General features: G+C 73.6%; 20 protein-coding genes. 8 read left to right on the top strand and 12 right to left on the bottom strand.

Translation table 11 applies throughout. The features are described from left to right. The first annotated feature begins 160 nt into the window (after positions 1-160). The 3 genes from LX15_RS17240 to LX15_RS17230 all read left to right on the top strand — a co-directional run bounded on the left by LX15_RS17240 (position 161) and on the right by LX15_RS17230 (position 6,376). The gene (locus tag LX15_RS17240; protein WP_253670623.1) at positions 161-5,125 is read left to right on the top strand and encodes an NAD-glutamate dehydrogenase; all 4,965 of its coding nucleotides are present in this window, start codon (positions 161-163) and stop codon (positions 5,123-5,125) included. Between the two features lie 185 nt (positions 5,126-5,310). Then, a complete protein-coding gene (locus LX15_RS17235) occupies positions 5,311-5,742 on the top strand; it encodes an acyl-CoA thioesterase (protein ID WP_253670622.1) in 432 nt (143 codons plus the stop codon). Next, entirely contained in the window at positions 5,735-6,376 is a 642-nt protein-coding gene (locus LX15_RS17230; protein ID WP_253670621.1) for a DUF8185 domain-containing protein, read from the top strand. The genes LX15_RS17235 and LX15_RS17230 overlap by 8 nt, the downstream gene beginning before the upstream one ends. Positions 6,377-6,478: 102 nt before the next feature. Here LX15_RS17230 and LX15_RS17225 read toward each other — a convergent pair whose 3' ends face one another. From LX15_RS17225 to LX15_RS17195, 7 genes are all read right to left on the bottom strand, one after another. Then, entirely contained in the window at positions 6,479-7,453 is a 975-nt protein-coding gene (locus tag LX15_RS17225; RefSeq protein ID WP_253670620.1) for an amidinotransferase, read from the bottom strand. Next, positions 7,450-8,232: a phosphatidylserine decarboxylase gene (locus tag LX15_RS17220; RefSeq protein ID WP_253670619.1), complete on the bottom strand. Its 783-nt coding sequence runs from the start codon at positions 8,230-8,232 to the stop codon at positions 7,450-7,452. Before LX15_RS17220 ends, LX15_RS17225 begins: the two co-directional genes overlap by 4 nt. A 396-nt stretch (positions 8,233-8,628) precedes the next feature. Further along, positions 8,629-9,549: a DMT family transporter gene (locus LX15_RS17215; RefSeq protein ID WP_253670618.1), complete on the bottom strand. Its 921-nt coding sequence runs from the start codon at positions 9,547-9,549 to the stop codon at positions 8,629-8,631. A 249-nt stretch (positions 9,550-9,798) separates the two neighbouring features. Continuing rightward, on the bottom strand, positions 9,799-11,391 hold the full coding sequence (locus tag LX15_RS17210) for a glycoside hydrolase family 13 protein (protein ID WP_253670617.1): 1,593 nt from the start codon (positions 11,389-11,391) through the stop codon (positions 9,799-9,801). Between the two features lie 117 nt (positions 11,392-11,508). Continuing rightward, positions 11,509-11,892, bottom strand: coding sequence for a globin (locus tag LX15_RS17205; protein WP_253670616.1), 384 nt, complete (start codon positions 11,890-11,892; stop codon positions 11,509-11,511). 675 nt (positions 11,893-12,567) lie between these two features. Beyond that, positions 12,568-13,479 (bottom strand): mechanosensitive ion channel family protein, encoded by a 912-nt coding sequence (locus LX15_RS17200; protein ID WP_372502744.1) that lies wholly within the window; start codon positions 13,477-13,479, stop codon positions 12,568-12,570. A gap of 47 nt (positions 13,480-13,526) precedes the next feature. Beyond that, the gene (locus LX15_RS17195) at positions 13,527-15,659 is read right to left on the bottom strand and encodes a prolyl oligopeptidase family serine peptidase (protein WP_253670615.1); all 2,133 of its coding nucleotides are present in this window, start codon (positions 15,657-15,659) and stop codon (positions 13,527-13,529) included. Between the two features lie 344 nt (positions 15,660-16,003). Here LX15_RS17195 and LX15_RS17190 point away from each other — a divergent pair, with 344 nt between their 5' ends. Continuing rightward, complete coding sequence (locus tag LX15_RS17190; RefSeq protein ID WP_253670646.1) at positions 16,004-16,567, top strand: HNH endonuclease; 564 nt, start codon at positions 16,004-16,006, stop codon at positions 16,565-16,567. 49 nt (positions 16,568-16,616) lie between these two features. Here the strand turns inward: LX15_RS17190 and LX15_RS32545 are convergent, their stop codons facing one another. Then, complete coding sequence (locus tag LX15_RS32545) at positions 16,617-17,156, bottom strand: LbetaH domain-containing protein (protein ID WP_301304755.1); 540 nt, start codon at positions 17,154-17,156, stop codon at positions 16,617-16,619. 312 nt (positions 17,157-17,468) lie between these two features. On the opposite strand from LX15_RS32545, the gene LX15_RS17180 reads away from it, so the two are divergent. Then, a complete protein-coding gene (locus LX15_RS17180; protein WP_253670613.1) occupies positions 17,469-18,908 on the top strand; it encodes an MFS transporter in 1,440 nt (479 codons plus the stop codon). Positions 18,909-19,030: 122 nt separating this feature from the next. On the opposite strand, the gene LX15_RS33575 is transcribed toward LX15_RS17180, so the two are convergent. Next, positions 19,031-19,468, bottom strand: coding sequence for a transposase (locus tag LX15_RS33575; protein WP_372502743.1), 438 nt, complete (start codon positions 19,466-19,468; stop codon positions 19,031-19,033). A 95-nt stretch (positions 19,469-19,563) separates the two neighbouring features. Next, a complete protein-coding gene (locus tag LX15_RS17170) occupies positions 19,564-20,043 on the bottom strand; it encodes a DUF4442 domain-containing protein (protein ID WP_253670612.1) in 480 nt (159 codons plus the stop codon). Positions 20,044-20,169: 126 nt separating this feature from the next. On the opposite strand from LX15_RS17170, the gene LX15_RS17165 reads away from it, so the two are divergent. From LX15_RS17165 to LX15_RS17155, 3 genes are all read left to right on the top strand, one after another. Next, positions 20,170-21,615, top strand: a complete 1,446-nt coding sequence (locus LX15_RS17165; RefSeq protein ID WP_253670611.1) for an amidase — start codon at positions 20,170-20,172, stop codon at positions 21,613-21,615. A 79-nt stretch (positions 21,616-21,694) separates the two neighbouring features. Next, on the top strand, positions 21,695-21,991 hold the full coding sequence (ctaJ, locus tag LX15_RS17160; protein ID WP_253670610.1) for an aa3-type cytochrome oxidase subunit CtaJ: 297 nt from the start codon (positions 21,695-21,697) through the stop codon (positions 21,989-21,991). Next, positions 21,978-22,472 (top strand): DUF5130 family protein, encoded by a 495-nt coding sequence (locus LX15_RS17155; protein ID WP_253670609.1) that lies wholly within the window; start codon positions 21,978-21,980, stop codon positions 22,470-22,472. Before ctaJ ends, LX15_RS17155 begins: the two co-directional genes overlap by 14 nt. Positions 22,473-22,619: 147 nt before the next feature. Here LX15_RS17155 and LX15_RS17150 read toward each other — a convergent pair whose 3' ends face one another. After that, positions 22,620-23,327 carry a response regulator gene (locus tag LX15_RS17150; protein ID WP_253670608.1) on the bottom strand — a complete coding sequence of 236 codons (708 nt, stop codon included), beginning with the start codon at positions 23,325-23,327 and terminating at the stop codon, positions 22,620-22,622. Positions 23,328-23,469: 142 nt separating this feature from the next. Continuing rightward, complete coding sequence (pepN, locus tag LX15_RS17145; RefSeq protein WP_253670607.1) at positions 23,470-26,034, bottom strand: aminopeptidase N; 2,565 nt, start codon at positions 26,032-26,034, stop codon at positions 23,470-23,472. Between the last annotated feature and the right edge of the window lie 105 nt (positions 26,035-26,139).

The raw sequence follows: 26,139 nt of genomic DNA, 5'->3' as shown, positions 1-26,139 counted from the left end.
ATCACGAGACCGATTCGCCCCGCGTCGACGTGGCGCAGACCACTCCAGCCGGCTGGGACGCCGCCACCGCCCGTTGCCCCCCGTCCGATCGCGGCTGGTTAGGGTTGAGGTGGTCCTGGCACAGCGGAGTGCCGGAGAGCGCGTGGAGCCACAAGCAACGATGTCCTCGACTTCGGCGAGTTCAGCCCCGTCCCCATCCGACAGCAGAACCGACGGCCCCGAGCGGACGGCGAGTCCGGAGCAGGGCCGCGAGCAACTCCTCCGACGAGCCGCCGACACGGCTCCCGAGCTCGCGGACCTGATCGAGCTGTACTACCGGCACGTGCCGGCCGAGGAGGTCGTCGACGACCGCCCGGCCGACCTCGTCGGCGCGGTGCGCTCGCACCACGAGATCGCCGTCTCCCGGGTGCCCGGCCGGCCCGTGGTCCGGGTGTTCAACCCCGACCCGACCGCCGACGGCTGGTCCTGCCCGGCCACCGTGATCCAGGTCGTCACCGACGACATGCCCTACCTGGTCGACTCGGTCGCCGCCGAGCTGGCCCGGCGGGGCGTGCAGGTCCAGCGCGTCGTGCACCCCATCGTCGTGGTGCGCAGGGACGTCGCCGGCGGCCTGCGCGAGGTGCTGCCGGCCGCTGACCCCGAGCGCCCGCCGAACGACGCGCTGGCCGAGTCGTGGATGCTGATCGAGGTCGACCGGATCACCGACCCGGACCGGGCCCGCGAGCTGGAGCAGCGGTTGCAGTCGGTCCTCAACGACGTCCGCGAGGTCGTCGAGGACACCGACAAGATGACCGGCACCGCGCGCGCCCTGGCCGACGAGCTGGAGCGCACCCCGCCGCCGCTGCCGGCCGCCGAGACCCAGGAGGGCGCCGAGCTGCTGCGCTGGCTGGTCGACGGCCACTTCACCTTCCTCGGCTACCGGCACTACGAGCTGGTCGAGGACCCGGAGAGCGGCGACAAGGCGCTGCGCGCCGTGCTGGCCTCCGGCCTGGGGGTGCTGCGCCGCGACAGCCTCGCCGCCCGTAGCTTCACGACCGGCCCGGACGGCGCCGCGCAGGCGTTGGCGCCTGAGCTGCTCGTGCTGACCCAGGCGAGCGCGCCGTCCACGGTGCACCGCCCGGTCTACCCGTACTACGTGGGCGTCAAGACGTTCGACGCCGACCGCAACGTCACCGGCGAGCACCGGTTCCTGGGCGTGTTCACCACCTCGGCCCTGCACGAGGACGTGCTGGACATCCCGGTCATCGAGCGCCGGGTGCGCGAGGTCATCCACCGCGCCGGCTTCCCGCTGGAGTCCTACTCCGGTCAGCGGATGCTGGAGGTGATCCAGAACTACCCGCGCACGGAGCTGTTCTCCACCGACCCGGACTCGCTGTACGACACGACGACCGGGGTGCTGGCGCTGGCCGAGCGGCGCAAGCTGCGGCTGTTCCTGCGGCGCGACCCCTACGGCCGTTTCTACTCGTGCCTGGTCTACCTGCCGCGCGACCGCTACACCACGACCACCCGGCTGGCCATGCAGGACGTGCTGCTGGCCGAGCTCCAGGGCAGCTCGTTGGAGTACAGCGCGCGGGTGGGCGAGTCCGCGCTGGCGCGGGTGCACTTCACGGTGCACACCGACCCCGGCCGGCAGTTCGAGCCGGACACCACCCGCATCCAGGACAAGCTGGCCGCCTCCGTGCGGAGCTGGGACGACCTGATGATCGACGCCGTCCTGGCGGAGCAGCACGGGCCGGACGGCACGCAGGGCGTGGTCAGCGGGGAGTCCGCCACCGAGCTGGGGCAGCGGTACGCCACGCTCTTCCCCGAGGCGTACAAGGAGGACTTCACCGCCGGTGAGGGCCTGGCCGACCTGCGTCGCCTCCAGGCGCTGACCGGCGAGCCCGGCGACCTGGGCATGCACTTCTACGTGCCGGGCGAGGCCGAGCCGGGGGAGCGGCGGTTCAAGCTGTACCTGGCCGGGCAGCGGGTCACGTTGTCGGCGGTGCTGCCGGTGCTCCAGCGGATGGGCGTCGAGGTCGTCGACGAGCGGCCGTACGAGGTCGTCCGCGAGGACGGCGTCCAGTGCTGGATCTACGACTTCGGGCTGCGCCTGGAGCCGGCGGCGCTGGAGCGCATCGCCGCCGAGGACCCCGCCGAGCTCCAGGCCCGGTTCCAGGAGGCCTTCGCCGCCGCGTGGCGCGGCGACGCCGAGGTGGACCGGTTCAACGCGCTGGTGCTGCGGGCCGGGCTGGGCTGGCGGCAGGCGGCGCTGCTGCGCGCCTACGCCAAGTACCTGCGGCAGGCCCGCACGCCCTACAGCCAGGACTACATCGAGGACGCGGTGCTCGGCCACACCCAGGTGGCCACCGCGCTGGTGCAGCTCTTCGAGACCCGGTTCGACCCGGCGCTGTCCGACGAGACCAGGGCCAGCCAGGGCGAGGCGCTGGCCGCCGAGATCACCCGGATGATCGACGAGGTCACCAGCCTCGACGCCGACCGGATCCTGCGCAGCTACCTGACGCTGGTCAGGGCGACGCTGCGGACGAACTACTTCGTCACGGACAGCGCGGGCCAGGCCCGGCCGTTCCTGTCGTTCAAGCTGGACCCGCAGGCCGTGCCGGACCTGCCGGAGCCCCGGCCCCGGTTCGAGATCTTCGTGTACTCGCCGAGGGTGGAGGGCGTGCACCTGCGGTTCGGCCCGGTCGCCAGGGGCGGCCTGCGCTGGTCCGACCGCAGGGAGGACTTCCGCACCGAGATCCTGGGCCTGGTCAAGGCGCAGGCCGTGAAGAACGCGGTGATCGTCCCGGTCGGCGCCAAGGGTGGCTTCGTCGTCAAGCGCCCGCCGACGGCGACCGGCGACCCCGGGTTGGACAGGGAGGCGTTCCTCAAGGAGGGGATCGCCTGCTACCGGATGTTCATCTCCGGCCTGCTGGACCTGACCGACAACATGGTCGGCAACCACGTGGTGCCGGCGCGGCAGGTCGTGCGGCACGACGGGGACGACGCCTACCTGGTGGTCGCCGCCGACAAGGGCACCGCGACCTTCTCCGACATCGCCAACGAGGTCGCCGCCTCCTACGGCTTCTGGCTCGGCGACGCCTTCGCCTCCGGCGGCTCGGTCGGCTACGACCACAAGGCGATGGGCATCACCGCGCGGGGCGCGTGGGAGAGCGTCAAGCGGCACTTCCGTGAGCTGGGCGTGGACACGCAGTCGCAGGACTTCACGGTCGTGGGCGTCGGCGACATGTCCGGCGACGTCTTCGGCAACGGGATGCTGTTGTCCGAGCACATCCGGCTCGTCGCGGCGTTCGACCACCGGCACGTGTTCCTCGACCCCGACCCGAACCCGTCGGTGTCGTTCCGGGAGCGCAAGCGCCTGTTCGAGCTGCCGCGCTCCTCGTGGGACGACTACGACCGGAGCAAGATCAGCAAGGGTGGCGGGGTCTTCCCCCGCACCCTGAAGTCGATCCCGGTCAGCCCGCAGGTCAGGGAGGCGCTGGGCCTGCCGGACGGCGTGAGCCGGCTGTCCCCGCCCGAGCTGATCAAGGCGATCCTGCTGGCCCCGGTCGACCTGCTGTGGAACGGCGGCATCGGCACCTACGTCAAGGCCTCCACCGAGACGCACGCCGAGGTCGGCGACAAGGCCAACGACGCGGTCCGCGTCGACGGGGCCGACCTGCGGGTGAAGGTCGTCGGCGAGGGCGGCAACCTCGGCCTGACCCAGCGCGGCCGGATCGAGTTCGCCAGGGCCGGCGGCAAGGTCAACACCGACGCCCTGGACAACTCGGCCGGCGTGGACTGCTCCGACCACGAGGTCAACATCAAGATCCTGCTGGACCGCATGGTCGACGCGGAGCGGCTGGAGCCGGGCGAGCGCAACGAGCTGCTCGCCGCGATGACCGACGAGGTCGCGCACCTGGTGCTCGCCGACAACTACCGGCAGAACGCGGTGCTCGGCGTCAGCAGGGCGCACGCCGCGTCGATGCTGACCGTGCACGCCCGGCTGATCAGCGACCTCGAACAGCGGCGCGGCCTGGACAGGGCGCTGGAGGCCCTGCCGACGCCGGCCCAGTTCAAGGCGATGGACCAGGCGGGGCAGGGGTTGACCTCGCCGGAGCTGGCCACCCTGCTGGCCCACGTCAAGCTGGCGCTCAAGGAGGAGGTGCTGGCCAGCGACCTGCCGGACGCCGAGGCGTTCGCGCGGCGGCTGCCCGAGTACTTCCCCGCGCCGCTGCGGGAGCGGTTCGGCGACGCGGTCGCCGGGCACCCGCTGCGTCGGGAGATCACCACCACGCTGCTGGTCAACGAGGTGGTCGACGGGGGCGGCATCTCCTACGCCTTCCGGCTGGCCGAGGAGATGACGGCCAGCGCCACCGACGCCGTGCGGGCGTTCTCCGTGGTGACCAGGGTCTTCGACCTGAACTCGCTGTGGCGGGAGATCGACGCCCTCGACAACGTCGTGCCCACCGACGTCACCGACGCCATGGTGCTGGAGACGCGGCGGCTGCTCGACCGGGCCTCCCGCTGGCTGCTGTCGAACCGGCCGCAGCCGTTGGCCGTGGGCGCCGAGATCAGCCGGTTCGCCCCCGTGGTCGGGGAGCTGGCCCCGCACGTGACCGACCTGCTGCGGGGCCGGGAGCGCGACGCCGTGGTCGAGCACGTCCAGCGGCTGACCGACCAGGGCGTGCCGGAGCCCCTGGCGCGTCGGGTGGCGACCCTGCTCTACACCTACGGGTTGCTCGACGTCACCGAGGTGGCCGAGCTGGCCGAGCGGGAGAAGCTGGGCGTGGAGCGCAGCCCGCAGGAGACCGCGGAGCTGTACTACGCGTTGTCCGCCCACCTGGACATCGACCAGATGCTCAGCTCGGTGAGCGCGCTCCAGCGCGGCAACCGCTGGCACGCGCTGGCGCGGCTGGCGCTGCGCGACGACCTGTACGGGTCGCTGCGGGCGATCACCCTGGACGCGCTGCGCAGCAGCGACCCCGGGGACGACGCCGAGGAGAAGATCGCCCGGTGGGAGGAGGCGAACGCCTCCCGGCTGGCCAGGGCCAGGGCCGCGCTGCGCGCGATCAGGGACTCCGGCCGGCTGGACCTGCCGACGCTGTCGGTGGCGGCCCGCCAGGTCCGCAGCATGGTCCGCTGAGGACGGGCCGCCGGGGTCGACGCGCCCGCGTCGACCGCCACCGGTCCGGTCGACGCCGGGCTGACGGACACCGCCGACCCGCGCCGGGTACCCCCCCGGCGCGGGTCGGCGTCCGACGATCGTGAGTACGTTAGGGGCTGCAATCCCCTGATGGGCTCATGATCGCCGCGAGGAGGCGTTGTTTCTTGGGCGCGTTCGTCACCGAGGTCCAACCGCGCTGGTCGGACATGGACGCCTTCGGGCACGTCAACCACGCGAACACCGTGACGCTGCTGGAGGACGCCAGGGTCGCGATGTTGTTCGTCGAGGCGGCGCGGCACGGGGTGGACGGGCTGGCGCGGGGCATGGTGGTGGCCAGGCTCGCGGTCGACTACCACGCGCCGCTGGTGTTCACCGGGGAGCCGGTGTGCGTGCGGATCGCGGTCCGCGACCTCAGGGTGGCCTCCTTCACCCTCGACTACACCGTCCATAGTGGACGGTCGCACGAGGACCAGGTGGTCGCCAGCGCCCAGACCCTGATGGCCCCCTACGACGTCGCCAACACCCGGCCGCGCCGGCTCACCGAGACCGAGCGGGACTTCCTGGCCGGCTTCCACGCGGGGGGCGGCGTTGCCTGAGCTGCTGGTGCCCGACGCCGCCGACCGCGAGGCGCTCGGCGCGTTCGTGGCCCGCGCCGTCCGGCTGGACGCGCAGGCGGTGGTCCGGCTGCGGGCCCGCCCCGGCCGGCCCGAGCTGCTGGACGCCTGGGCGTCGACGCCGTTCGACGCCCTGGTCACCCGCTCGGTGACCGGCGAGGTGGAGCCGGCCGACGTGACCGTCTCCGGCAACGAGCTGCTCGCCGCGCTGGCGGTGGTGGGCGGGCCGCGCCTGGACCCCGGGCCGCCCAGGGACCTGCTGTGGCGGTCGGCGCTGCCGCCGGGCGAGGGCTGGCGACGGGTCGACGACCTGCCGGCCTCGGTCGTCAGCGAGCTGACCGACAGGGGAGCCGCCGTGGCCAGGGAGAACCAGGGCCCGCACGGCACCCCGCCCGCGTCCCTGCTCGACCAGCCGGTGCTGGTGGTCAGCGGCGGCGGGTTCGAGGTGAAGGTCCCGCTGCGGTGCCTGTTCGCGCTGTCCGGGATGGGGTTCCTCGGCCCGGCCGGCGCCGATGACCTGGTCAGGGTCAGCGCCACGGACTCGTGGCTGCGGCTGGACGCCCGCTACGGGGCGGTCGTGCGGCGGCGGCACGCCCTGCTTCCGCTGCTCGTCTGAGGACCCAGCCCGTCCGCCCTGCCCGCCACCCGCGGTCGGGGGGCGGGCCTCGGAACACGTTCGGGGCCGGGCGAACGCCCCAACGGGCGGCCCGGCCCCGCCTCACATGAGTTCGAACCGGTAGGAGTACCGGTTGAGGTGCAGGACGAGGCTGGACAGCGCCACTCCCGCCCCCGCGAACTCGCTGAGGTTGACGTGGTTGACCTCCAACGCCAGCGGCGCGGCGGCGTCCTCCAGCGCCCGGTTCTTGGCCAGCTCGGCGGCGTGCTCCGCGCTGCCCGGTCGGAGCTGGTGCAGGTGCGAGGCGTTGAGGATCGTGTTGTCGACCCGGACCGAGGCGCACAGGCCGGCGCGGCAGGCCGAGGCGGAAACGGGGACCACCTCGGTGTGCCGTTCGAGCCGGCGGATCTCGTCCCGGTCGTGCGCCTCGACGCACACCAGGGTCCGTTCCCTGGTGAGGGGCAGCACGGTCCGGTCGAGGTGCGGCAGCGTCGGGTCGGCCACGCGCAGCCGCACGACCCTCAGGTCGAAGGCGCGCTCCAGCCAGTCGTGGACCTCGGGGCCGGTCCCCGCGCCGTACCCGCCGACGTACACGTCGTCCCTGAGGTGCTTCAGGTCGGCCTCGCCCTCGAAGCGCCCCACGGGCTCGACCACCCGGTAGCCGAGGGACTCGAAGAAGGAGCGGCCGACCTCGACCGCGGCCCGGCGCTCCCGCGTGGCGCCGCGCGCCAGCACCACGACGTCGCCGCTCGGCAGATGCTCCAGCACGACTCCCAGGTGCGCGGCGCGGGCGAGGTCGCGCAGGCCGCTCAGCCGGGGCGTGGGCAGCAGGTAGACCAGGGCGTCGGCGGTGAGGTCGCGGTAGAGCTCCAGGAACTGGCTCATCGCGCGGTGCCGGTCGAGCGGCGGCCTGGCCCCGGGGGCGGCGTCGGCGGGTTCCTCCTCGTCCCCCCGGGAAACCTCCTCGGCGACCAGCGAGAGCGGGACGTTGAGCAGGAACGCCGGTTGCGGCAACCGGGTCGGGTTGTGCCAGTCCGCCTCGGCCGTCCGCCACCCCCCGTCCAGTTCGATGGTCATCGCGCCCGTCCCCCCTCCGGCCCGTCCAGCGGGTCCGGCCGGTCCCGGGGGTCCGGCTGGTCCAGCGGGCGGACGCGGACCAGCGGGTCGACACCGGCCTCGACGTGCCGCCCGGTGCGCTGCACCGGTTCGAACGCGAACCGGTCGGACAGCGGGATGACCAGGTCGCACTGCGAGCCGTACCGGATCTGGGAGAAGCGCTGCCCCTGCCGGCAGCGCCGGTTCTGCCTCGGGTCGAACGGGGTGATCCGGTTGACCGCCTGGTCGGCGATCTGGAGCACGTAGTAGTCCTGGCCCAGGCGCGGCGAGTGCACCCGGTTGACCACGCGTTGGTTGCGGTGCAGGTAGTCGGCGGCGGCGAGGTCGACGCGCAGGTCGTCGAGGATGTTCTTCTCCATGTCCAGCATCGGGAGGTTGTGCGTGCTCACCGGCTCGACGAACCGGTGGGACAACCGGCCGGAGTAGGGCACGCGGTTGACGTGGACGTCGAAGAACGTCATGAAGATGCCGATCACCAGCGCGGGGCGGTCGAACGCGGGGTCGCACAGGGCGTCGCGCGGGGTGTAGGGGCGGCCCTTGATGTCGACCACCGGCTCGTCCGGCTTGGCCAGGTGTTGGTAGAGCAGGACGCCGTCGGCGGGGGAGAAGAAGAAGTCGGGGTCGCTGTACGCCGGGCGGGTGGGATCACGGAAGAAGTGGTACTGCGAGAGCCAGGAGAGTGGTTTCTCTCGGTAGGGGGATATATCCGATCTCACCCATTCCTCCAGGGTTTTCACCATGCCGGGTGTGCTCCTTGCTCGGTGAGTGGTCGGAGTGGCGAGCGGCGACGCTACCCACGGGGTGATGGCCCGGCCACCGCAGTAGCCGGTTCGAGTGGGGTGACACCAGGTCGAGTGAAGACGGGAGGCGGTGTCGCGCCGCGCGAGGTGACCCCGACCTGGCAGTTCGCTGAGACGAGCGGTCGACCCGCTGCGCCGAGCGGTGGACGACCCTCGCACGCTCGGTCGTCGGCTGCCGTCGGACCGGGGGACGGTGCCCCCATCTCACCGGGGGTTCCCCGCTCGGTGGCCGAGTGAACCTCACCCGGAAGAGTTGATTTGCGTGGCGAGCGTGTGACTCCCGCCGTCGCTCTCCCCACCACCCGCGCCCGGTGTGCTGGGGCGGGGACCTCCGGATCAGCCGGCGCTGACCGGCTCCTTCTCGGCCCGTCGGCCCGGAGCCGGCAGGGCGAGCACCCCGAGCCCGGCCAACACCAGCAGCGCGCCGACGACGCCACCGGCGGTGACGGGCTCCCCGAGCACGGCGACACCCAGCGCGGCGGCGATCACCGGCTCGGCGAGGTTGAGGGTGGCGACCGTCGGAGCCGGCAACACGCGCAGGCCCGCCCCGAAGAGCAGGTAGGCCAGCACCGTGGGCACCAGCGCCAGGTAGCCGACCGTGAGCCAGCCCGCCCCGCTCTCCAGCCCGCCCGGCCAGCGCAGGACCAGCACCGGGACCAGCAACACCGCGCCGGCGCCGAACATCAGGCCCATCGCGCCGTCCGAGCGCTGGCCCGCGGCGATCATCCGCGAGCCCGCCACCGTGTACATCCCGTAGCCCAAACCGGCGGCCAGCGCCGGGGCGCACCCCAGCAACACGCCGTCCCCGCCGCCGGCCGGCGCTCCGGCGAGCACCAGCGTGACCACGCCGGCGACGGCCAGCGCGGTGGCGACGGCCCACATCCGGCCCGGCGCGCGACGCGTCACCACCCACGCCACCAGCCCCGCCCAGATCGGGCAGGACCCCAGCGCCACGACCGTGCCGACCGCGACCCCGGCCAGCCGCACCCCGGTGAAGAACCCCACCTGGTACAGCCCCACGCCGACCGCGCCGGCCACCAGCGTGCGCCAGTCGACCCGGGGCGCGGCGCGGAACGCTCCGCGTGCCCACGCCAGGGCCACGAGCACCGCGCCGGCGAGCACCACCCGCGTGGCTCCGACCACCAGCGGGTCGAGGCCGCCGGGCCCGAGGGCCTGGGCGGTGCCGGTGGTGCCGAAGAGCACCGAGGCGACGAGCACGAGCAGGGCGGCGCGAGCCGCGGTGGGCGTCCCGGACATCCGGGCCATCCTGCGTGGCGCTCCCTCGCTCGGGCGAGCGGTTTTCCCACCCTTCGGACGCGTCCGCGCGCCTGCTCACGCCGTGTCAGCGCGCGGCACGCGCCAGCTCACGCTGTGCCACCCGACGAGATCGCGCCCGACGGATCGCGCCCGACGAGATCGCGTCAGGCGCGGCGCGCACCGACCGAGGGCGACAAGCGCCGAGCGTTGAGCGGCGAGCCGCAGGCGGTCGGGCGGCCCCGAACCCCGTCAGACGAGCCACACGGCGGTATCCGGCGGGAGCTGCCCGTCCTCCAGCGGACCGCTGCCCAGCACCACATCGCCGGGGGGAAGCGGCACCAGGCCACCCGAGGTGTTCAACGCGCAGATCAGCCCGCCGCCCTTGCGGCGGAAGGCGAAACAACCGGGCGGAGCGCCGTACCACTCGATCTCGTCGCCCTCGAACGCCGGGTGCGTCCGCCGCAGCTCGATCGCCTGCCGGTACAACGACAGCATCGAGTCGGGGTCCTCCAACTGGGCCTCGGCCGTGAGCCGGCCCCAGTCCTCGGGCATGGGCAGCCAGGTGCTCGCGCCCGTGGTGAACCCGTAGGGCGCGACCTCGCCCTCCCACGGCAGCGGCACGCGCGCGCCGTCCCTGCCCCGCCGCGCGCCCCCGGTGCCGTGGAAGATCGGGTCCTGCCGGGCCCACCCGGCCAGGTCCACGTCCGGCAGGCCCAGCTCCTCGCCGTTGTAGAGGTAGACGACCCCGGGCAGCGCCAGCTCCACCAACGCCATCGCCCTGGCCCGCCGGGTGCCCGCGTCGCCCCCGCCGTAGCGGGACACGTGCCGGCCCACGTCGTGGTTGGACAGCGTCCACGTGGGCGGGCGGCCGGTGGCCGAGGCCGCGGCGAGCGAGCGCTCGATCGCCTCCCGCGCCGCGTCGGCGTCGAACGGCGTCGCCAGCAGGCGGAAGTCGAAGCCCAGGTGCAGCCCGTCCGGCAGGGGGAGCGCGCCGCCCCCGTCGGCCCGGACCTCCCCGGTGGCGACGCGCCCCGGGTACTCGTCGAGCACCGCGCGGACCCGGCGATGGATCTCGTGGACGCCGTCGACGTCGAACCGCGGCGCGTCGTCCTCCGGCGAACCGGTCGGGGTCTCGGCGGCCACCAACAGGCCCCCCGCGCCCTCGGGCGCGTCCACCGCGCCGGCCATGCCGTGCGCGACGTCGACGCGGAACCCGTCGATCCCGAGGTCGAGCCAGAACCGCAGGGTGCGTTCCAGGTCCGTCCACACGTCCGGGTGCGCCCAGTTGAGGTCGGGCTGGCGCGGGGTGAACAGGTGCAGGAACCACTGCCCGTCCGGCAGCCGGGTCCACGCCGGCCCGCCCACCATGCTGGTCCAGTCGTTCGGGGGCAGCTCGCCGCCGGCGCCGCGCCCGTCCCGGAAGACGTAGCGGCCGCGCTCGGGCGAGCCGGGGGCGGACCGCAGCGCCGCCTGGAACCACGCGTGCTGGTCGCTGGTGCGGTTGGGCACCAGGTCGAGTGTCACCCGCATGCCGTGGGCGTGGGCGTCGGCCACCAGCCGGTCGAGGGCGGCCAGGTCGCCGAAGAGCGGGTCCACGTCCCTCGGGTCGGTGACGTCGTAGCCGTGGTCGACCATCGGCGACCGGAAGAACGGGCTGAGCCACAGGGCGTCCACCCCGAGCAGTTCGAGGTAGCCGAGCCGGCCGCGGATGCCCTCCAGGTCACCGACGCCGTCGGCGTCGGAGTCGGCGAACGAGCGGACGTACACCTGGTAGAAGATCGCGTTCCGCCACCAGGTCGGGTCGTCGGCGATCTCGTTGCGTAGGTCGGCCGATCGTCGCACGGTGAGTCATCCTGCCATCAGAACCCGATCTCGCTCGCCCCGTCCGGGTGATCAACCTTGCGTCCGTTCCGTGACCAGCGCCACTCTTCTCGGGGCGTGCGAGACCGCTCCGCGACGTCAGATCCAGGAGTTCATGAGGCTGTTCGCCGCGGTCTCCAGGTACGTCCAGAGCTGGGCGCGGTGCTCCTCGTCGAGGCCGGCCTCGTCCACGGCGATCCGCATGCAGCGCAGCCAGGCGTCGCGCTCGAGCGGGCCGATCTTGAACGGCACGTGGCGCATCCGCAGCCGGGGGTGGCCGCGACGCTCCGAGTAGGTGTGCGGGCCGCCCCAGTACTGCATGAGGAACAGCAGCAGGCGCTCCTCGGCGGGGCCGAGGTCCTCCTCGGGGTACATCGGCCGCAGCAGCTCGTCCCGGGCCACCTCGGCGTAGAAGCGGGAGACGATGCGGCGGAAGGTCGGCTCGCCACCCACGGCCAGGTAGAAGTTCTCCGGAGCGCCCACGATTCCCCATCCTTGCCTACGACGTCGTCGAGAGGTCAACGTGGGCGGCCACAAGAACATTTCCCTCCTGCCCCGCGATGCGACCGGCCCCACGTTCACCCTTCCGGCGACGGCCCGGTGCCCCGGAAACGTCAGCCCCACCTGCCATCGTGAAATCAGGGGGTCCCCCTAGGTAACGGTGTTTTGGGCGAATCCGCGGGCAGTGTGTGCCGTTCGGCGGCCAGCGCGGGCCTTCTCGTGGGGTTGTTGGCAGAACGTGCGGGGACGTGCGGCGTGGGTGGCCGTCCCGCCGGGTGCGGCGTGACCTTGTGCTCGATCAGGGCGGGAGCCGCACGGACGGAGCCGGAGGGCGGGAGCCGAGAGCGGGAGCCGCACGGACGGAAGCCGCAGGGCGGGAGCCGAGAGCGGGAGCCGCACGCACGGAAGCCGCACGGAGGGAGGCCCGAGGGCGGAAGCCGAGAGCGGGACCCCTACGGGAGGAAGCCCGAGAGCGGGAGCCCTACGGGAGGAAGTCCGAGGACGGGAGTCCCACGGGAGGAGGTCCGAGGACGGGAGCCGCACGGAGGGGCCCGCGGGCGGAAGCCCCAGGGAGGGAAGCCCAGAGACGAGAGTCCGATGGACGGGGCCGCCGCCGATCATGGGATCGACGACGGCCCCCTCGGGATCTGGCGGGCCTCAGCCTCCCCGCGTGACCGCGATCGGCGGCTCGAACCCGGCCTCGTCGAACGCGGCCTTGATGCGGGCGCGCAACGCCCGCTGCACGGCCCACTGCCGGCCCGGCCGCACCTTCACCGTCAGCCGGAGGGTGATGCTCTCCGCGGTCACCTTCTCCACGCCGAGCACCTCGACCGGCTCCAGGACGTCCTCCGACAGCGGGGCCTGCCCGGTCGCCTCGGCGGCCGCCGCCCCCGCCAGCTCGGTGGCCCGGCCCACGTTGGTGCTGTGCGAGACCGGCAGGTCCACCACGGCCACGGCGTAGCCCTGGCTGGAGTTGCCGACCCGCAGGATCTCGCCGTTGCGTACGTACCAGACGGTGCCGTTGACGTCCCTGACCGTGGTGACCCGCAGGCCCACCGCCTCCACGGTGCCGGTGGCCGGGCCGAGGTCGACGACGTCGCCCACGCCGTACTGGTCCTCCATCATCATGAACATCCCGGACAGGAAGTCCTTGATGAGGTTCTGCGCGCCGAAACCGAGCGCGATGCCGGCGACGCTGACCGAGGCGAGGATCGGCGCGAGCGGGATGCCCAGCTTGTCCAGCACCATCAGCGCGGCCATGCCGAGGACCAGGAACGACGTCAGCGACTTCAGGACGGAGCCGATGGTTCTCACGCGCTGCGCCCGCCGCTCGGACAGCAGCGGGCCGAGGCCCTCGGTCGCCCGCTCCTTCAGCGGGGCCAGCAGCAGCGGGGCCTTGCCGTCGGACCGGCCGCTGGTCAGCCGGTTGATCAGGCGGTGGATCAGGTACCGCACCAGGAACGCGATGACGATGATCAGCACGATCTGGCCGGCGTTCATGATCAGGCCGGGGAGGTTGGCAGCCAGGTAGCTGACGACCTTCTCCGGGTCCTGCGCGGCCTTGGTCACGCCGTTGAGGTCCACGTTCGGGACGTCGATCTGGTCGGTCGGCACGGTCAGGGTCTCTCCAGGTCAAGGCCGGTGGCGTCGGCGAGGAAGACGAGCTGGTCCACCGCGAGCGCGACGGTCCGGCTCACCGAGCGTGAGGAGTGGCCCACGTCGGTCTCCCTCCGCAGCAGCACCGGGTGCTCGTCGGGGTGCGCCGCGGTCGCGTGTTGCAGCGCAGCGCACATTTTGCGCGCATGCGCCGGGTCCACCCGCGAGTCGGAGTCGAAAACCGTGAACAGCACCGACGGGTACTTCACCCCGGGCCGCACATTGTGGTACGGCGAGTACGCCAGCAGCCAGGCCAACGCCTCGGGGTCGTCGGCGCTGCCGTACTCCTCGTGCCAGATCCGGCCGATGAGGAACTTCTCATACCGCGCCATGTCGAGCAGCGGCGCCGAGCAGACCACCGCCCGGTACAGCTCCGGCCGCTGGGTGAGCGCCGCGCCGACCAGCAGGCCGCCGTTCGAGCCGCCCACGATCGCCAGCCGCTCCGGGGTGGTCCACCCGGTCGCGACGAGGTGCTCGGCCGCGGCGTGGAAGTCGTCGAAGACGTTCTGCTTGCGCTCCCGCATGCCCGCCTGGTGCCACTCCTCGCCCTCCTCGCCGCCGCCGCGCAGCGAGGCCAGCGCCCACACGCCCCCGGCGGCGACCCAGGCCAGCGCGGTGGGGCGGTAGGCGGGCTCCTGGCTGAGCGAGAAGCCGCCGTAGCCGGTGAGCATCGCCGGGCGCGGCTGGTCGGGGCGCTCGGTCGGGGTGATCAGGAACATCCGCACGACCGTGCCGTCGGCCGAGGCGTACTCGACCTGGCGGGTGCGCAGCGGGGGCGCGGGCACGGCGCCCGGCGCGGCCTCCACCAGCTCGGTGCCCTCGTCGCCGAGCCGGTGCCGGTGCACGCAGGGCGGGGTGAGGAAGTCCGTCCAGCCCAGCCACAGTACGTCGGCGCTGTGGTCCGTGGCGTCGTCCACCGTGGTCAGCCCGGTCAGCGACCCGGTGCCGGGCAGCGCCACGGTCTCCGTGCGCTCCCCGCTCACCGGGTCGTGCAGGTGCACCTCGGCGACCGCGTGCCGGGTGCGCAGCACCGCCAGGCGGGGGCCGGTGTCCGGCGTCCCCGGCAGCCAGCGGACCGCGTCGAGCACCGAGTCGGGCTCCTCGGCGACCAGCTCGGTCCAGTGCTCGGGCCCCGGGGTCGCCGGGTCGGCCACGCACAGCCGCCACCGGGGCGCGTCGAGCGTGGTCATCAGGTACAGCCGGCCGTCCCGCTCCACCCACGCGCCGCACCGCACGTCGCGCTCGTCACTGATCACCTCGCGCATCGCGGGCGCGGGGCCGTCGGCGGCGGCCAGGTCGGCGATCCAGACGGCGTCGCGGCGCGCCGTGCCCTTGCTGCCGCTGACCACGAGCCAGCGGCCGTCACGCGAGACGCGCACGCCGTAGTAGTAGGTGTGGTGCAGGCCCTCGCCGTGCACCATCACGTCCTCGGCGTCCGGGTCGGAGCCCACCCGGTGCCGCCACACGCGGCGGTGGAACTGCTCCTCGTCCGGCGGGACCAGGCTCGGGGCCAGCCGGCGCACGTAGAAGTACTCCTCGCCGCCGGGCAGCCAGGCGACGTCGGAGTAGCGGCACCGGTCGATCGGGCCCTCGACCAGCTCGCCGGTGTCGATGTCGAGCACGGACAGCCGGGACTCCTCGTCGCCGCCCACCGACACCTGGTAGGCGAGCAGCCTGCCCTCCAGGCTCGGCGCCCAACTGTCGAGGGTGGTCAGCCCGGACGGGTCCATCGCCATCGGGTCGAGCAGCGCCCGTTCGACGCCGTCCGGCTCCCGCACGTACAGCACCGCGTGCTCCTGGCCGGGCTCGCGGCGCAGGAAGAAGGCGCGGCCGGCGCGCCACAGCGGCACGGTCACGGAGCCGGCGCTGACCAGCTCGGTCAGCCGCGCCGCGGCCCGCTCCCTGCCGGGCAGCGCGTCGAGCCGGGCCCTGGTCAGCTCGTCCTGCGCGGCGGACCACGCCGCGGTGCGCTGGTCGCTCGGGTCCTCCAACCAGCGGTACGGGTCGGCGACCGGGTGGCCGTGCAGGTCCTCGACGAGGTCGAGCCGCTCGGCGGGCGGGTAGGTCACGTCGGAGGCGGGCGCGTCGGTCACGCGACCGACCCTAGCCAGGGGGAGGGGCCGAGGGGGACGCCAACGCGGCATTCTCCCCGCGTTCGGTGTGGCCTGCTCGACACGTCCCGGATCGCGCGTGCGTTTCGGGGCTGGTTTGTGGTCGACTAGGCGGCAGCACCGGTGGGCCTGTCCCACGCGGGATGGGTCCTCCGGCACGGGGTGCTGGCTCGGGTGCGGATCGTTCCGCGCCCTCCAGCCCCGGGACCGGTGGAGGTGGTCGCGTGCCCGACCGACAACCGACCCGAATCGGCGCCCCCGGAGGGCCGGCGCCGCGGACCCTGGCGTGCCCGCAGCCCCGTCCCCCGACGCTGACCACGGGGCCGGTGGCCGGGATCGTCGCGGACAAGGCCACGGCCAGTGGGGCCCCCGCGTGGGGCCGGCGGCGCGTCCTCCTGTTGAACACAACCTTCGAGCCGCTCACGGCGCTGCCGCTGCGCCGCGCGATCGTCCTCGTGGTGTGCGGCAAGGCCGAGGTGGTGCACGGCGACCCCGCCGGCCTGGTGCTGCACTCGGCCACCGACAGCATCCTGGTGCCCTCGGTCATCCGGCTGAGCACGTTCGTCCGGGTGCCCTACCGGGCCAGGGTGCCGTTGACCAGGGCGGGGCTGATGCACCGCGACCGGTACCGGTGCGCCTACTGCGGGGGCCGGGCCGAGACCATCGACCACGTGGTGCCGCGCAGCCGGGGTGGCGCGCACTCGTGGGAGAACTGCGTGGCCAGTTGCGCCCGGTGCAACCACAGGAAGGCGGACAAGCTGTTGTCGGAGCTGGGCTGGCGGCTGCGGGTGACCCCGACCGCGCCCAGGGGGCCGCACTGGCGGCTGCTCGCCGGAGTGCCCGACGCCGATCCGCTCTGGCTGCCCTACCTCGGCGAGCCCGCCGCCTGACCGGCCTCACCCCAGAATCGGCCGGGCCGGCGGCGGCACGCCGCCGGCGTCATGCGGCGAGCGCGAAGTCCCCGCGCGCGCCGTGGATGCGCACGCCGCGCGCGGCGGCGTGGATGCGGACACCCCGCCGGGTGTCGGCGGCGTGGGCGTGGATCCGGACGCCCCGGGTGAGGTCCGCGTGGATGCGGACCCCGCGCTCCTCCGCGCGGTGGATGCGGACACCCGAGTGGATGCGAACTCCACGCGACCGGTGGATGCGCACACCGGCGTGGATCCTCACCCCCGCGTGAATCCTCACTCCGGCGTGAATCCTCACTCCGGAGTGGATGCGTACGCCGCTCTCCGCGGTGATGTCGGTGTTGTCGGTGGTGGCGTGGATGCGTACGCCGCGCTCAACGGCGGCGGTGTCGGCGGTGTCGGCGAGGGCGTGGATCCGGACGCCCCGGCTGGCGTGGGCGACGGCGGTCGCGGCCGAACGGTCCAGGGAGGGCCTGCTTCCGCCGGGGCGCGACGCGTCGTCGCCGGCGGGAAGGGCAAACCCCGAACGGGTGAAAAGGTTGCTCTGAACGGTGGACGTCACGATCCGCATAGCCGGTCCTCCTGGGGGCAGCAGTCGTACTGAGGATCTCTCGCGTCATTCCGCAAGACCCGGACAGGTGAAAAGCTAGGAGCCGGGAAGTCGGGGGACAAGCCGCCAACCTGCCCGCCGTTCGCCGCCGTCCGGCCCGGGGCCGTTCGGCTCGGCGAGTGGGCTGGTCGAGTGAAGGCCGGTAACTCTGCGCAAGCGCGCTGTCGCCCCCAGGTACGGTCGACAGGCGCTGGACAGACATCGGGTCGGTCCGGCGGGCGCGGGCCCGCCGGGCGGCGCGCGAGTGGCGGACGACGGCGGGGTGGGTGCGGAATGGGCGAGCGGGGCACGGACGCCGGGGTCCGGGCGGACAGCGCAGGACCGCCACCAGACGCCGCCCCCGAGACCGCGCCCGGTGCCGCGCCCGCCAGCGCGTCGGGCACCCAGTCGGGCACCGAGTCGGGCGCGGTGTCCGGCACGCCGGACGCCGGAGCGCCGGGCTCGGCAGCTGCTTCCGGCGACTCCTCCTCCGCCGGCTCCCTCGACGCCGCGCCGGCCGCGCGCGGCGTGCGCACGCCGGCCTTCCGCCGCCTGCTCGCGGCGTGGACGGTGTCGCTCGTCGGCGACGGCGTCCGCGTCGTCGCGCTGCCGTTGTTCGCGGCGGTGACCACCAGGGATCCCCTGGCCGTGTCGGCGGTGGCCGTCGCCGAGGTGCTGCCCTGGCTGCTCGTCGCCCTGCCGGCCGGGGCGCTGGTCGACCGCTGGCGGCCCCGGCGCGTCGTGCTCATCGCCCACGCGGTGCGGGCCGTGGTCACCCTCGGCCTGGCCGCGGCGGCGTTCACCGGCCACGCCGGGGTGTGGGCGCTCGTGTGCGTCGCGTTCGTGCTGACCTCCGCGGAGACCTTCGCCGACTCGGCGTCCCAGCTCCTGCTGGTCGAGATCGCCGGGCCGGCCGATCTTGACGCGGCCAACGGGCGCTTCATCGGCGCGGAGACCGTCGGCGTCGACCTGGCGGGGCCGCTGGCGGCGACCCTGTTGTTCGCCTGGGAGCCCGCGACCTGCTTCGCCGTGGACGGGCTGTCCTTCGTCGTGGCCGCGGCACTGGTGGCCAGCCTGCCCGATGTGGTGCCCGACCGCGAGCCGACAGGCGGCGGCGCGCGGCTGCGTGCCCAGATCGTGGAGGGCGGGCGCTACCTGCTGGGGCACCGGGGCCTGCGGGCGCTGGTGGGCGTCGTCGTCGCGGCGGCGATCGCCGCGAGCGCGGTGAACGCGGTCACCGCCCTGTACGCCATCGAGGTGCTGGCGATCCCGGAGGCGCTGGTGCCGACGCTGATGGTGGCGATGGCCGTGGGCACGATCGGCGCGGCGCGGGCGGTGCCGGGGCTGGTCGCCCGGCTCGGCGAGTCCCGGGTGATGATCTCCGCGTTGGTGGTGCTCGCCGCCGGGTTCGTCGTCCTGGGGCTGGCGCCGCACCCGGTGACGGCCTGGGCCGGCTACCTCGTCGTCGGCGCGGGCGTCGGCGTGTGGAACGTGCTGTCCGCGACCCGGCGGCAGCGGCTGACCCCCGGCCACATGATGGGCAGGGTCTCCAGCACCTACCGGGTGTTGACCTGGGGTCTGATGCCGCTCGGCGCGGGGCTGGCCGGGCCGTTGGCCAAGGCGACGTCGCTCGGCACGGTGTTCGTGCTGGCCGGAGGGCTGGTCGCCGTGACGGCCCTGGTGGCGGGCGTGCCCCTGGCCAGGACGGGGGCGGACGCGCCGGAGCGGGCCTAGGGCGTGGCCTCACAGCGTGATGAGCAGCGTGGCCAGATCGATCACGCCCTGGTAGGAGGTCGCGGTCTTGTCGAACCGGGTCGCGATCGCGCGGAACCGCGTGAGACGGGTTGACGCACCGCTCAACCACAGTGCGGCGGTGGTAGGCAGTGCGGTCGAAGGCCGGTGGGCGCGTGGGCGCCCCCCTGTCCGGCCGCGGCGCAGTCGGTGGGCCTGCTGGTCACGGCGTTCGGGAATCGTCGCCTGAGAGATGTCGTCGGCGCAGGGAGGAGCGGATCGGCTGGGGTAGCCGTTGACCGCGACCACCGGCTCGGCGGGTGGCGGGTCGGCCCAGAGTGGTCAGGGTTCCGGTGCGTGACCACCGCCAGAACCGGTGGTCGACACCTCTTCCCCGGCCCATGCCGTTCCGGGGTCACGTCACGCCACCCGTCGTCGCCCTGAAAAGCAATCCCGTTGATCACCCGGCGGCCGTCCCCCCGTGGACGCCCCTTCGTCCCGGAGGCGGGCAACAGCGGTTCGATCGCCTGCCACTGCTCGTCGGTCAACTCGTGCCCACGCACCACCGTGCGGGATCACACCAGAGCAGCCACACCAGCGTTGAGGACACAACCTAGGTCCGCTCCGCTCCCGGGGCCGGTCGCGGTCCCGACGAGCGTCAGGCGGAGCTGGACGCGCGGGGTCGGATCGCGCCCCTGTCCTTGCGCCGGACGTAGACCTGCTTGCGCACCTTCGTCACGACCGTCCCGTCGGCGGCGACCACGTCCGTGTCGAACCAGAACAGGCCCTTGCCGTCGGCGTCGGTCCGCTCCCGGATCTCGGCCAGGTGCTCGTCGGTGAGCCGGAACTCGGCGAAGACGTCGCCGCGCCCCGGGCGCACGAAGGTGACCTCCCCGGCCTTGTCCCACACGACGTAGTCGCGGCCGAGGTTGCGCAGCACCAGCAGCATCCAGAACGGGTCGGTCATCGCGAACAGCGAGCCGCCGAAGTGGGTGCCGACGTAGTTGCTGTTCCACCGGTGCTGGCGCAGCCGGACCCGCGCGTGGCGGAAGTCGTCGGACAGCTCCAGGACCCGGACGCCGGCGAACAGGAACGGCGGCCAGAGGTTCATCATCCGGCGGAGGCGGCGGGCTCGCATGGCGGTGATTGTCGCAGCAACGGCTACTGACGGGTAACTTGTTGCCGAGGGGGTGTGTCCGGGATCACGACCGCGTCATCCTTCTCCCGTTCGAGCCCCTGTTCGACTCCCGTCGACGGAGGTGGCATGGCCGACCCGCACGAGCTGACCGCGCTGGAGCAGGCCGACGCGGTCCGCCGTCGCCAACTCGACCCCGTCGAGCTGGTGGAGCACCACCTGCGCCGCGCCGAGGCCCACGCCGGGCTCGGCGCGTTCGCCCTCCTCACCCCCGACCGGGCGATCGAGCGGGCCAGGGAGGCGCGCCGCGCGGTGATGGCGGCCGGCGACCCCGCCGAGCTGCCCCCGCTGGTCGGCGTGCCAACCGGCGTCAAGGACCTCAACCTCACCGCCGGCGTCCGCACCGCCTTCGGCTCGGCCGTCTACCGCGACTTCGTGCCGACCGTGGACGACGACGTCGTCGTGGCGCTCCACCGCGCCGGCACCGTCAGCCTCGGCAAGACCAGCACACCCGAGTTCGGGCTCACCTGCTACACCGAGCCCGCCGGTCAGCCGCCGGCCGTCACCCCGCACGACCCGACCCGCACCGCAGGGGGCTCCTCCGGCGGCGCCGCGACGGCCGTGGCGGCCGGCCTGCTCCCGGTCGCCCAGGGCAGCGACGGCGCGGGCTCCATCCGCGTCCCCGCGGCCTGCTGCGGCGTCGTCGGGCTCAAACCGACCAGGGGGCGCGTGCCGAGGGGGCCGCTCGCCGGCGACGTCACCGGGATGGCGGTCATCGGCCCGCTCGCCCGCACGGTCGCTGACGCCGCCGCGATGCTCGACGCCATGGCCGTCGACCGTCCGGGGGAGCCGTGGACGGCGCCGCTGCCCTCGGGCGGGTCCTTCCTCGACCACGCGCGTCGCCCACCCGGCCGGCTCCGCGTGGGCCGGTACGCCCGGCCGCCCGTGCCAGGGGCGGAGGTGGCCCCGGAGTGCCTGCGGGTGTGGGCGGAGGCCACGGACCTGCTGGTCGACCTCGGCCACGAGGTCGTGGACGTCGAGCCGCCGTTCCCGGAGCACGCCGTCGCCGCGGTCGAGACGGTGTGGGCGGTGCTCGCCCACGCGGTGCCCGTCGACCCCGCGAGGGAGGACGAGCTTCTGCCCTTCACCCGGTGGCTGCGCGCGCGGGGGAGCGCGACCAGCGCGCCCGACTTCCTGCGCGCCCTCCAGGTCACGCAGACCGTGGCCAGGGCGGCCGTGACCGCACACCAGGCCCACGACGTCGTGCTCACGCCGGCGCTGGCCCACCTCCCGCCCGCCGTCGGCTGGTTCTCCGGCTCCGGCGACCCCGCCGAGGACTTCGCCAGGCAGGAGCGGTTCACCCCGTTCACGACCGGTTACAACCTCACCGGGCAACCCGCCGTGGTGCTGCCGCTGGGCAGGACCGGGGGGAGCGGGGCCGGCCTGCCCGTCGCCGTGCAGCTCGTCGGACGACCGGCGGGGGAGGCCGTCCTGCTCGCGTTGGCGGCCGAGCTGGAACGGGCGCGGCCGTGGCCCGTCGGCCCGCCGACCCCCGTCGGCGGGGCCGCGACCTGACCGGGTCGCGGGAACGTCGGCGTCGCCTCCGGCGGGTCCGAGCGGCCGAGGGTGTGGTGGATCAGCTACGGTACGGGCCGTGAGCGTCGTGGAGACCGTCGTCGTCTTCGCGCTGATCCCGCTGGGCATCTACGGCGTGATCACGCTGTTGACGTTGTGGCCGAAGTTCACTCGTGGGCCGCGTTACCGTCCTGGCCAGGAGTGGGAGTACGAGCCGGTGTGGTGGACCGCCAACCCGGCCGGTCTCGGCGCGTCCGCCGGGGGGCACGGCGCCGCGGCGGGATCGTCGGCGCCCGGCGCGGAGCCGGCCGAGGAGACCCTGACGGCCGGGGAGCCGGCCGGAACCGCTCGGGGAGGTGCCCGTGGGAGCTGGTGAGATCCGCGAGCGTCAGCCGGTCGACGAGGCCGAGCTGGGCCCTGGCGAGGCCGTGATGGCCACCGGGCGCGTCTCGGTCGCCCGCCGGATCGTGCCCGGCCGCCCCCGGCTGCCGTTCACCCCGCAGCAGCTCTCGCAGATCGACGAGGCGCTGACGGTGACCAGCAGGGTCACCGGGCTCGACTTCAGCATCTACCTCGGCGACCTCGGCGAGGACAGCAGGGCCAGGGCGGAGGCGCTGCACGCCAGCATCGGCCACGGCGCCTCGCGGGCCGTGCTCATCGCGGTGTCGCCCGGCCAGCGCGTGGTCGAGGTGGTGACCGGCGAGGAGGCGCACCGGCGGCTGCCCGACCGGGGCTGCACCCTGGCCGTGATGGGCATGGTCGCGTTCTTCAAGGAGGGCGACCTGGCCGGCGGTCTGCTGAGCGGCGTGCGCATGCTCGGCGACCAGGCCGGGCGCGCGCCCGAGCGGCGGCGCTGACCACCCTCGCGTTCTTTCGGCGCCGTGTCCGTTGTCGACGGGCACGGCGCTTCTCGTTCGTGGGAACGGCCGGCGGGCCACCAGCCGTCCCGGCCGTTGAGCCACTGAGGGGGCGGTGTCGCCGGGGGCCTGAGAGCTGGCCGAGCCTCAGAGCAGGCCGAAGCGCTGGAAGTAGTCGAACAGCTCCACCGCCGAGGACGTGACGCCCACGGCGCCCAGCCCGTGCGCCTGGACCCCGTACTGGGTGCCGTTGTGCGGCATGCAGTAGACGACGACCGGGGTGTCCACGCCGGTGTCCCTGGCCTCCCTGAGCAGCTCCAGCCCGGCGTCCGGCTGGAAGGAGCCGTTCTCCTCCCTGCCCATGTCCGTCACGATCAGGCGATAACGCCGGCGGGACAACAGGTTCATCGCGTCGCTGGTGCTGTTGGTGACGTCGACCCTGACCCCGTTGCCCCGGAGCTGCTCGACCAGCAGCGCCTTGGTCTCGGGCTTGTCGTCCACCCACAACACGGCGAACGGCTCCCCCTCGGGTCGGGGCGCGGGAAGCTCGACCGGCTCACCGCACGCGGGCGCCGGGGGAGCGGTTTCGGGAGCGGCGGGCGCCGTGCCCGCCCCGTCCAGCGCCTTGCGTAGCGTCGAGACCTGCCGCTGGAGGTCCTGGATCAGCTCGTTCTGCTGGTGGTTCAGCTCCCGCATGGTCAGCCGCTGGCCGCCGATCTCGATCTCCACCTCCCGGTGGGCCGCGGCGCGCACGATCCTGGCCAGTGGGCCACGGAACAGCAACAGCGCCGTGAGCACGAGCACCGGCCACAGGAGGCTGGCGAACGCCGACACCAGCGACGCGACCTCGGCCATGCCGCCAGCTTACGCTCTGTAGTAGGGCCGTTACCGGAAATTGGTGTGGTGGGTCCCCCGTTCGCGGGAGAACCCACCACACCACGCGTCAGTGCCGGCCCGGGGAACCGGGGCCGCGCCCCGGCATCAGGACGTCAGGACGTCAGGACCGGTCGAAGGCCCGGGCGGCCAGCGCCCGCTCGATCCCCGAGCTGCCCTCGGTGACCAGGCGCCGCAGCGCCGGAGGGTGCTCGTCGGCCAGCCACTCGTGCGCCGCGACCAACGTGGCCCTGTCCACGGCCCACGCCGGGAACAGCCCGACCACCGTCGGCTGCGCCCGCTCGCTGGACCGCCGCCGCCACACGCCGGCGACGTCGGCGAAGTACCGCTCCACGTACGGGGCGAGCAGCTCCTTCTGCGCCGGGTGGGAGAACCCGCTGATGATCGCCTCGTTCACGGCGTTGGGCAGCTCGTCGTCATGCACCGCGCGACGCCACGCCTCCGCCTTGGCCTCGGCGGTCGGCACCAGCGCCCTGGCCCGCTCCGCCTGCCGGCGGCCGGTGGCGGTGCGGTCCCGCTCCTCCTCGGCCGCGATCTCGGCCTCGTCCGCGGCGCCGTGCGCGACCAGCGCCTGGAGCAGCCGCCACCGCAGGTCGGTGTCGACCACCAGGCCGGGCAGCGCCGCGGAGCCGTCCAGCCACCCGCGCAGCGCCGCGACCTGCTCGTCGCCGAGCACCGAGCCGGCCAGCGCGTTGACGAACGCGAGCTGGTGGTCCGAGCCGGGCTCCGCGCCCACGGCCAGCTCCAGCACCCTCGCGGAGAACCGGCGCCAGCCCTCGGCCGTCCACGACGGGTCGGTGTAGGAGTTCAACGCGGTCTGGGCCTGGAGCAGCAGGCGCTGGACCACGCCCACCTCGCTCTCGGCGCCCACCCCGCCGAGCACCAGGGTCACGAAGTCCCTGGCCTTCAGCTCGGCCTCGCGGGTCATCTCCCACGCCGCCGACCAGCACAGCGTGCGCGGCAGCGGGTCCGCGATGTCGCCGATCCGGTCCACCAGCGTCGCCAGCGACCCCGGGTCCAGCCGCATGGTGCAGTAGGTCAGGTCGTCGTCGTTGACCAGGACGAGCTTGCCGCGCGGCTTCCCGACCAGCTCGGGCACGTCGGTGCGGTCACCGCTGACGTCCAGCTCCACCCGGTGGGTGCGCACCAGCTTGCCGGTCGCGGGGTCCTCGTCGTAGACGCCGACCGCCAGCCGGTGCGTGCGCAGCTCGCCCCTCCCGGGGCGCGCCGGGCCCTGGAGCACCGCGAACTCGGTGAACCGGCCCTCCTCGTCGACGGCGAACCTCGGGCGCAGCAGGTTCAGGCCGGTGGTCTCCAGCCACTGCGCGCTCCACCACGACAGGTCGCGGCCGGAGGCGGCCTCCAACGCCGACAGCAGGTCGGCCAGGGTCGCGTTGCCCCACGCGTGCTTGTCGAAGTACACGCGCAGGCCGGCGAGGAAGTTCTCCAGCCCCACGTAGGCCACGAGCTGCTTGAGGACGCTGGCGCCCTTGGCGTAGGTGATGCCGTCGAAGTTGACCTCCACGGCCTGGAGGTCGGGGATGTCGCAGGCGATGGGGTGGGTGGACGGCATCTGGTCCTGCCGGTAGGCCCACGCCTTCTCGATGCTGGCGAACGTGGTCCAGGCGTGGCGGTACTCGGTGGCCTCGGCCTGGGCCAGCACGCTGGCCCACGTGGCGAACGACTCGTTGAGCCACAGGTCGTCCCACCACCGCATGGTGACCAGGTCGCCGAACCACATGTGCGCCATCTCGTGCAGGACGGTCTCGGCGCGCCGCTCGTACATGTAGGAGGTGACCCGGCTGCGGAAGACGAAGTCCTCCAGGAAGGTCACGCAGCCGGCGTTCTCCATGGCGCCGGCGTTGAACTCCGGCACGAAGCACTGGTCGTACTTGCCGAAGGGGTAGCGCACGCCGAAGGCGCGGTGGAAGAACGCGAAGCCCTGCTTGGTCTCGGTGAACAGCCGCTCGGCGTCCATGTGCTCGGCCAGCGAGGCCCGGCAGTACAGGCCCAGCGGGATCGTGCCCTCGCCGTCGCTGAACTCGTCCCGCCACTCCGCGTACGGACCGGCGACCAGGGCCACCAGGTAGGTCGACATCGGCTGGGTGGTTGCGAACACGTGCCGGACCGCGCCGCCGGCGGCGGGCTCGGTGCGCGCCACCGGCGCGTTCGAGATCACCTTCCAGTCGGCGGGGGCGATCACCGCGATGTCGTGGACCGCCTTGAGGTCGGGCTGGTCGAAACAGGCGAACATCCGTTTGGCGTCGGCGGTCTCGAACTGGGTGTACAGGTACACCCCGCCGTCGACCGGGTCGACGAACCGGTGCAGGCCCTCGCCGGTGTTCATGTACCGGCAGTCCGCCTGGACCAGCAGCTCGTTGTGCTCGGCGAGGTCGTGCAGGGCGATGCCGTCGTCCTCGCGGTAGTCGGCGACGTCCAGCTCGACGCCGTTGAGCACCGCCCGGTCCACCCCGGCGGCGACCAGGTCGATCCAGCTCGACGCGCCGGGCCGCCGGCCGCGGAACCGCACGGTGGTGGTCGAGCGGAAGGTGCCCTCGCCGGGGCGTCCCGCGCCGTCGGTGAGGTCCAGCTCGATGGCGTAGGACTCCACCTCGAGCAGCTCGGCGCGTTGCCGCGCCTGCTCGCGGGTCAGGTTCGGGGCCGCCACGTTCCACCTCGTTCGTCCAGGTCGACTCGCTTCCGCGCGCATCCAATCACGATCCGTCCCCCTGGCGCGCTCGGGTTCCGGCGGGAACACGGCGCGGCGGCCGGT

Origin of the sequence: Streptoalloteichus tenebrarius (genome assembly GCF_024171885.1) — a bacterium.
Lineage (GTDB): Bacteria > Actinomycetota > Actinomycetes > Mycobacteriales > Pseudonocardiaceae > Streptoalloteichus > Streptoalloteichus tenebrarius.
Note: the sequence above shows the minus strand (reverse complement) of the source record. Positions and strands in the feature narration are given on the sequence as shown.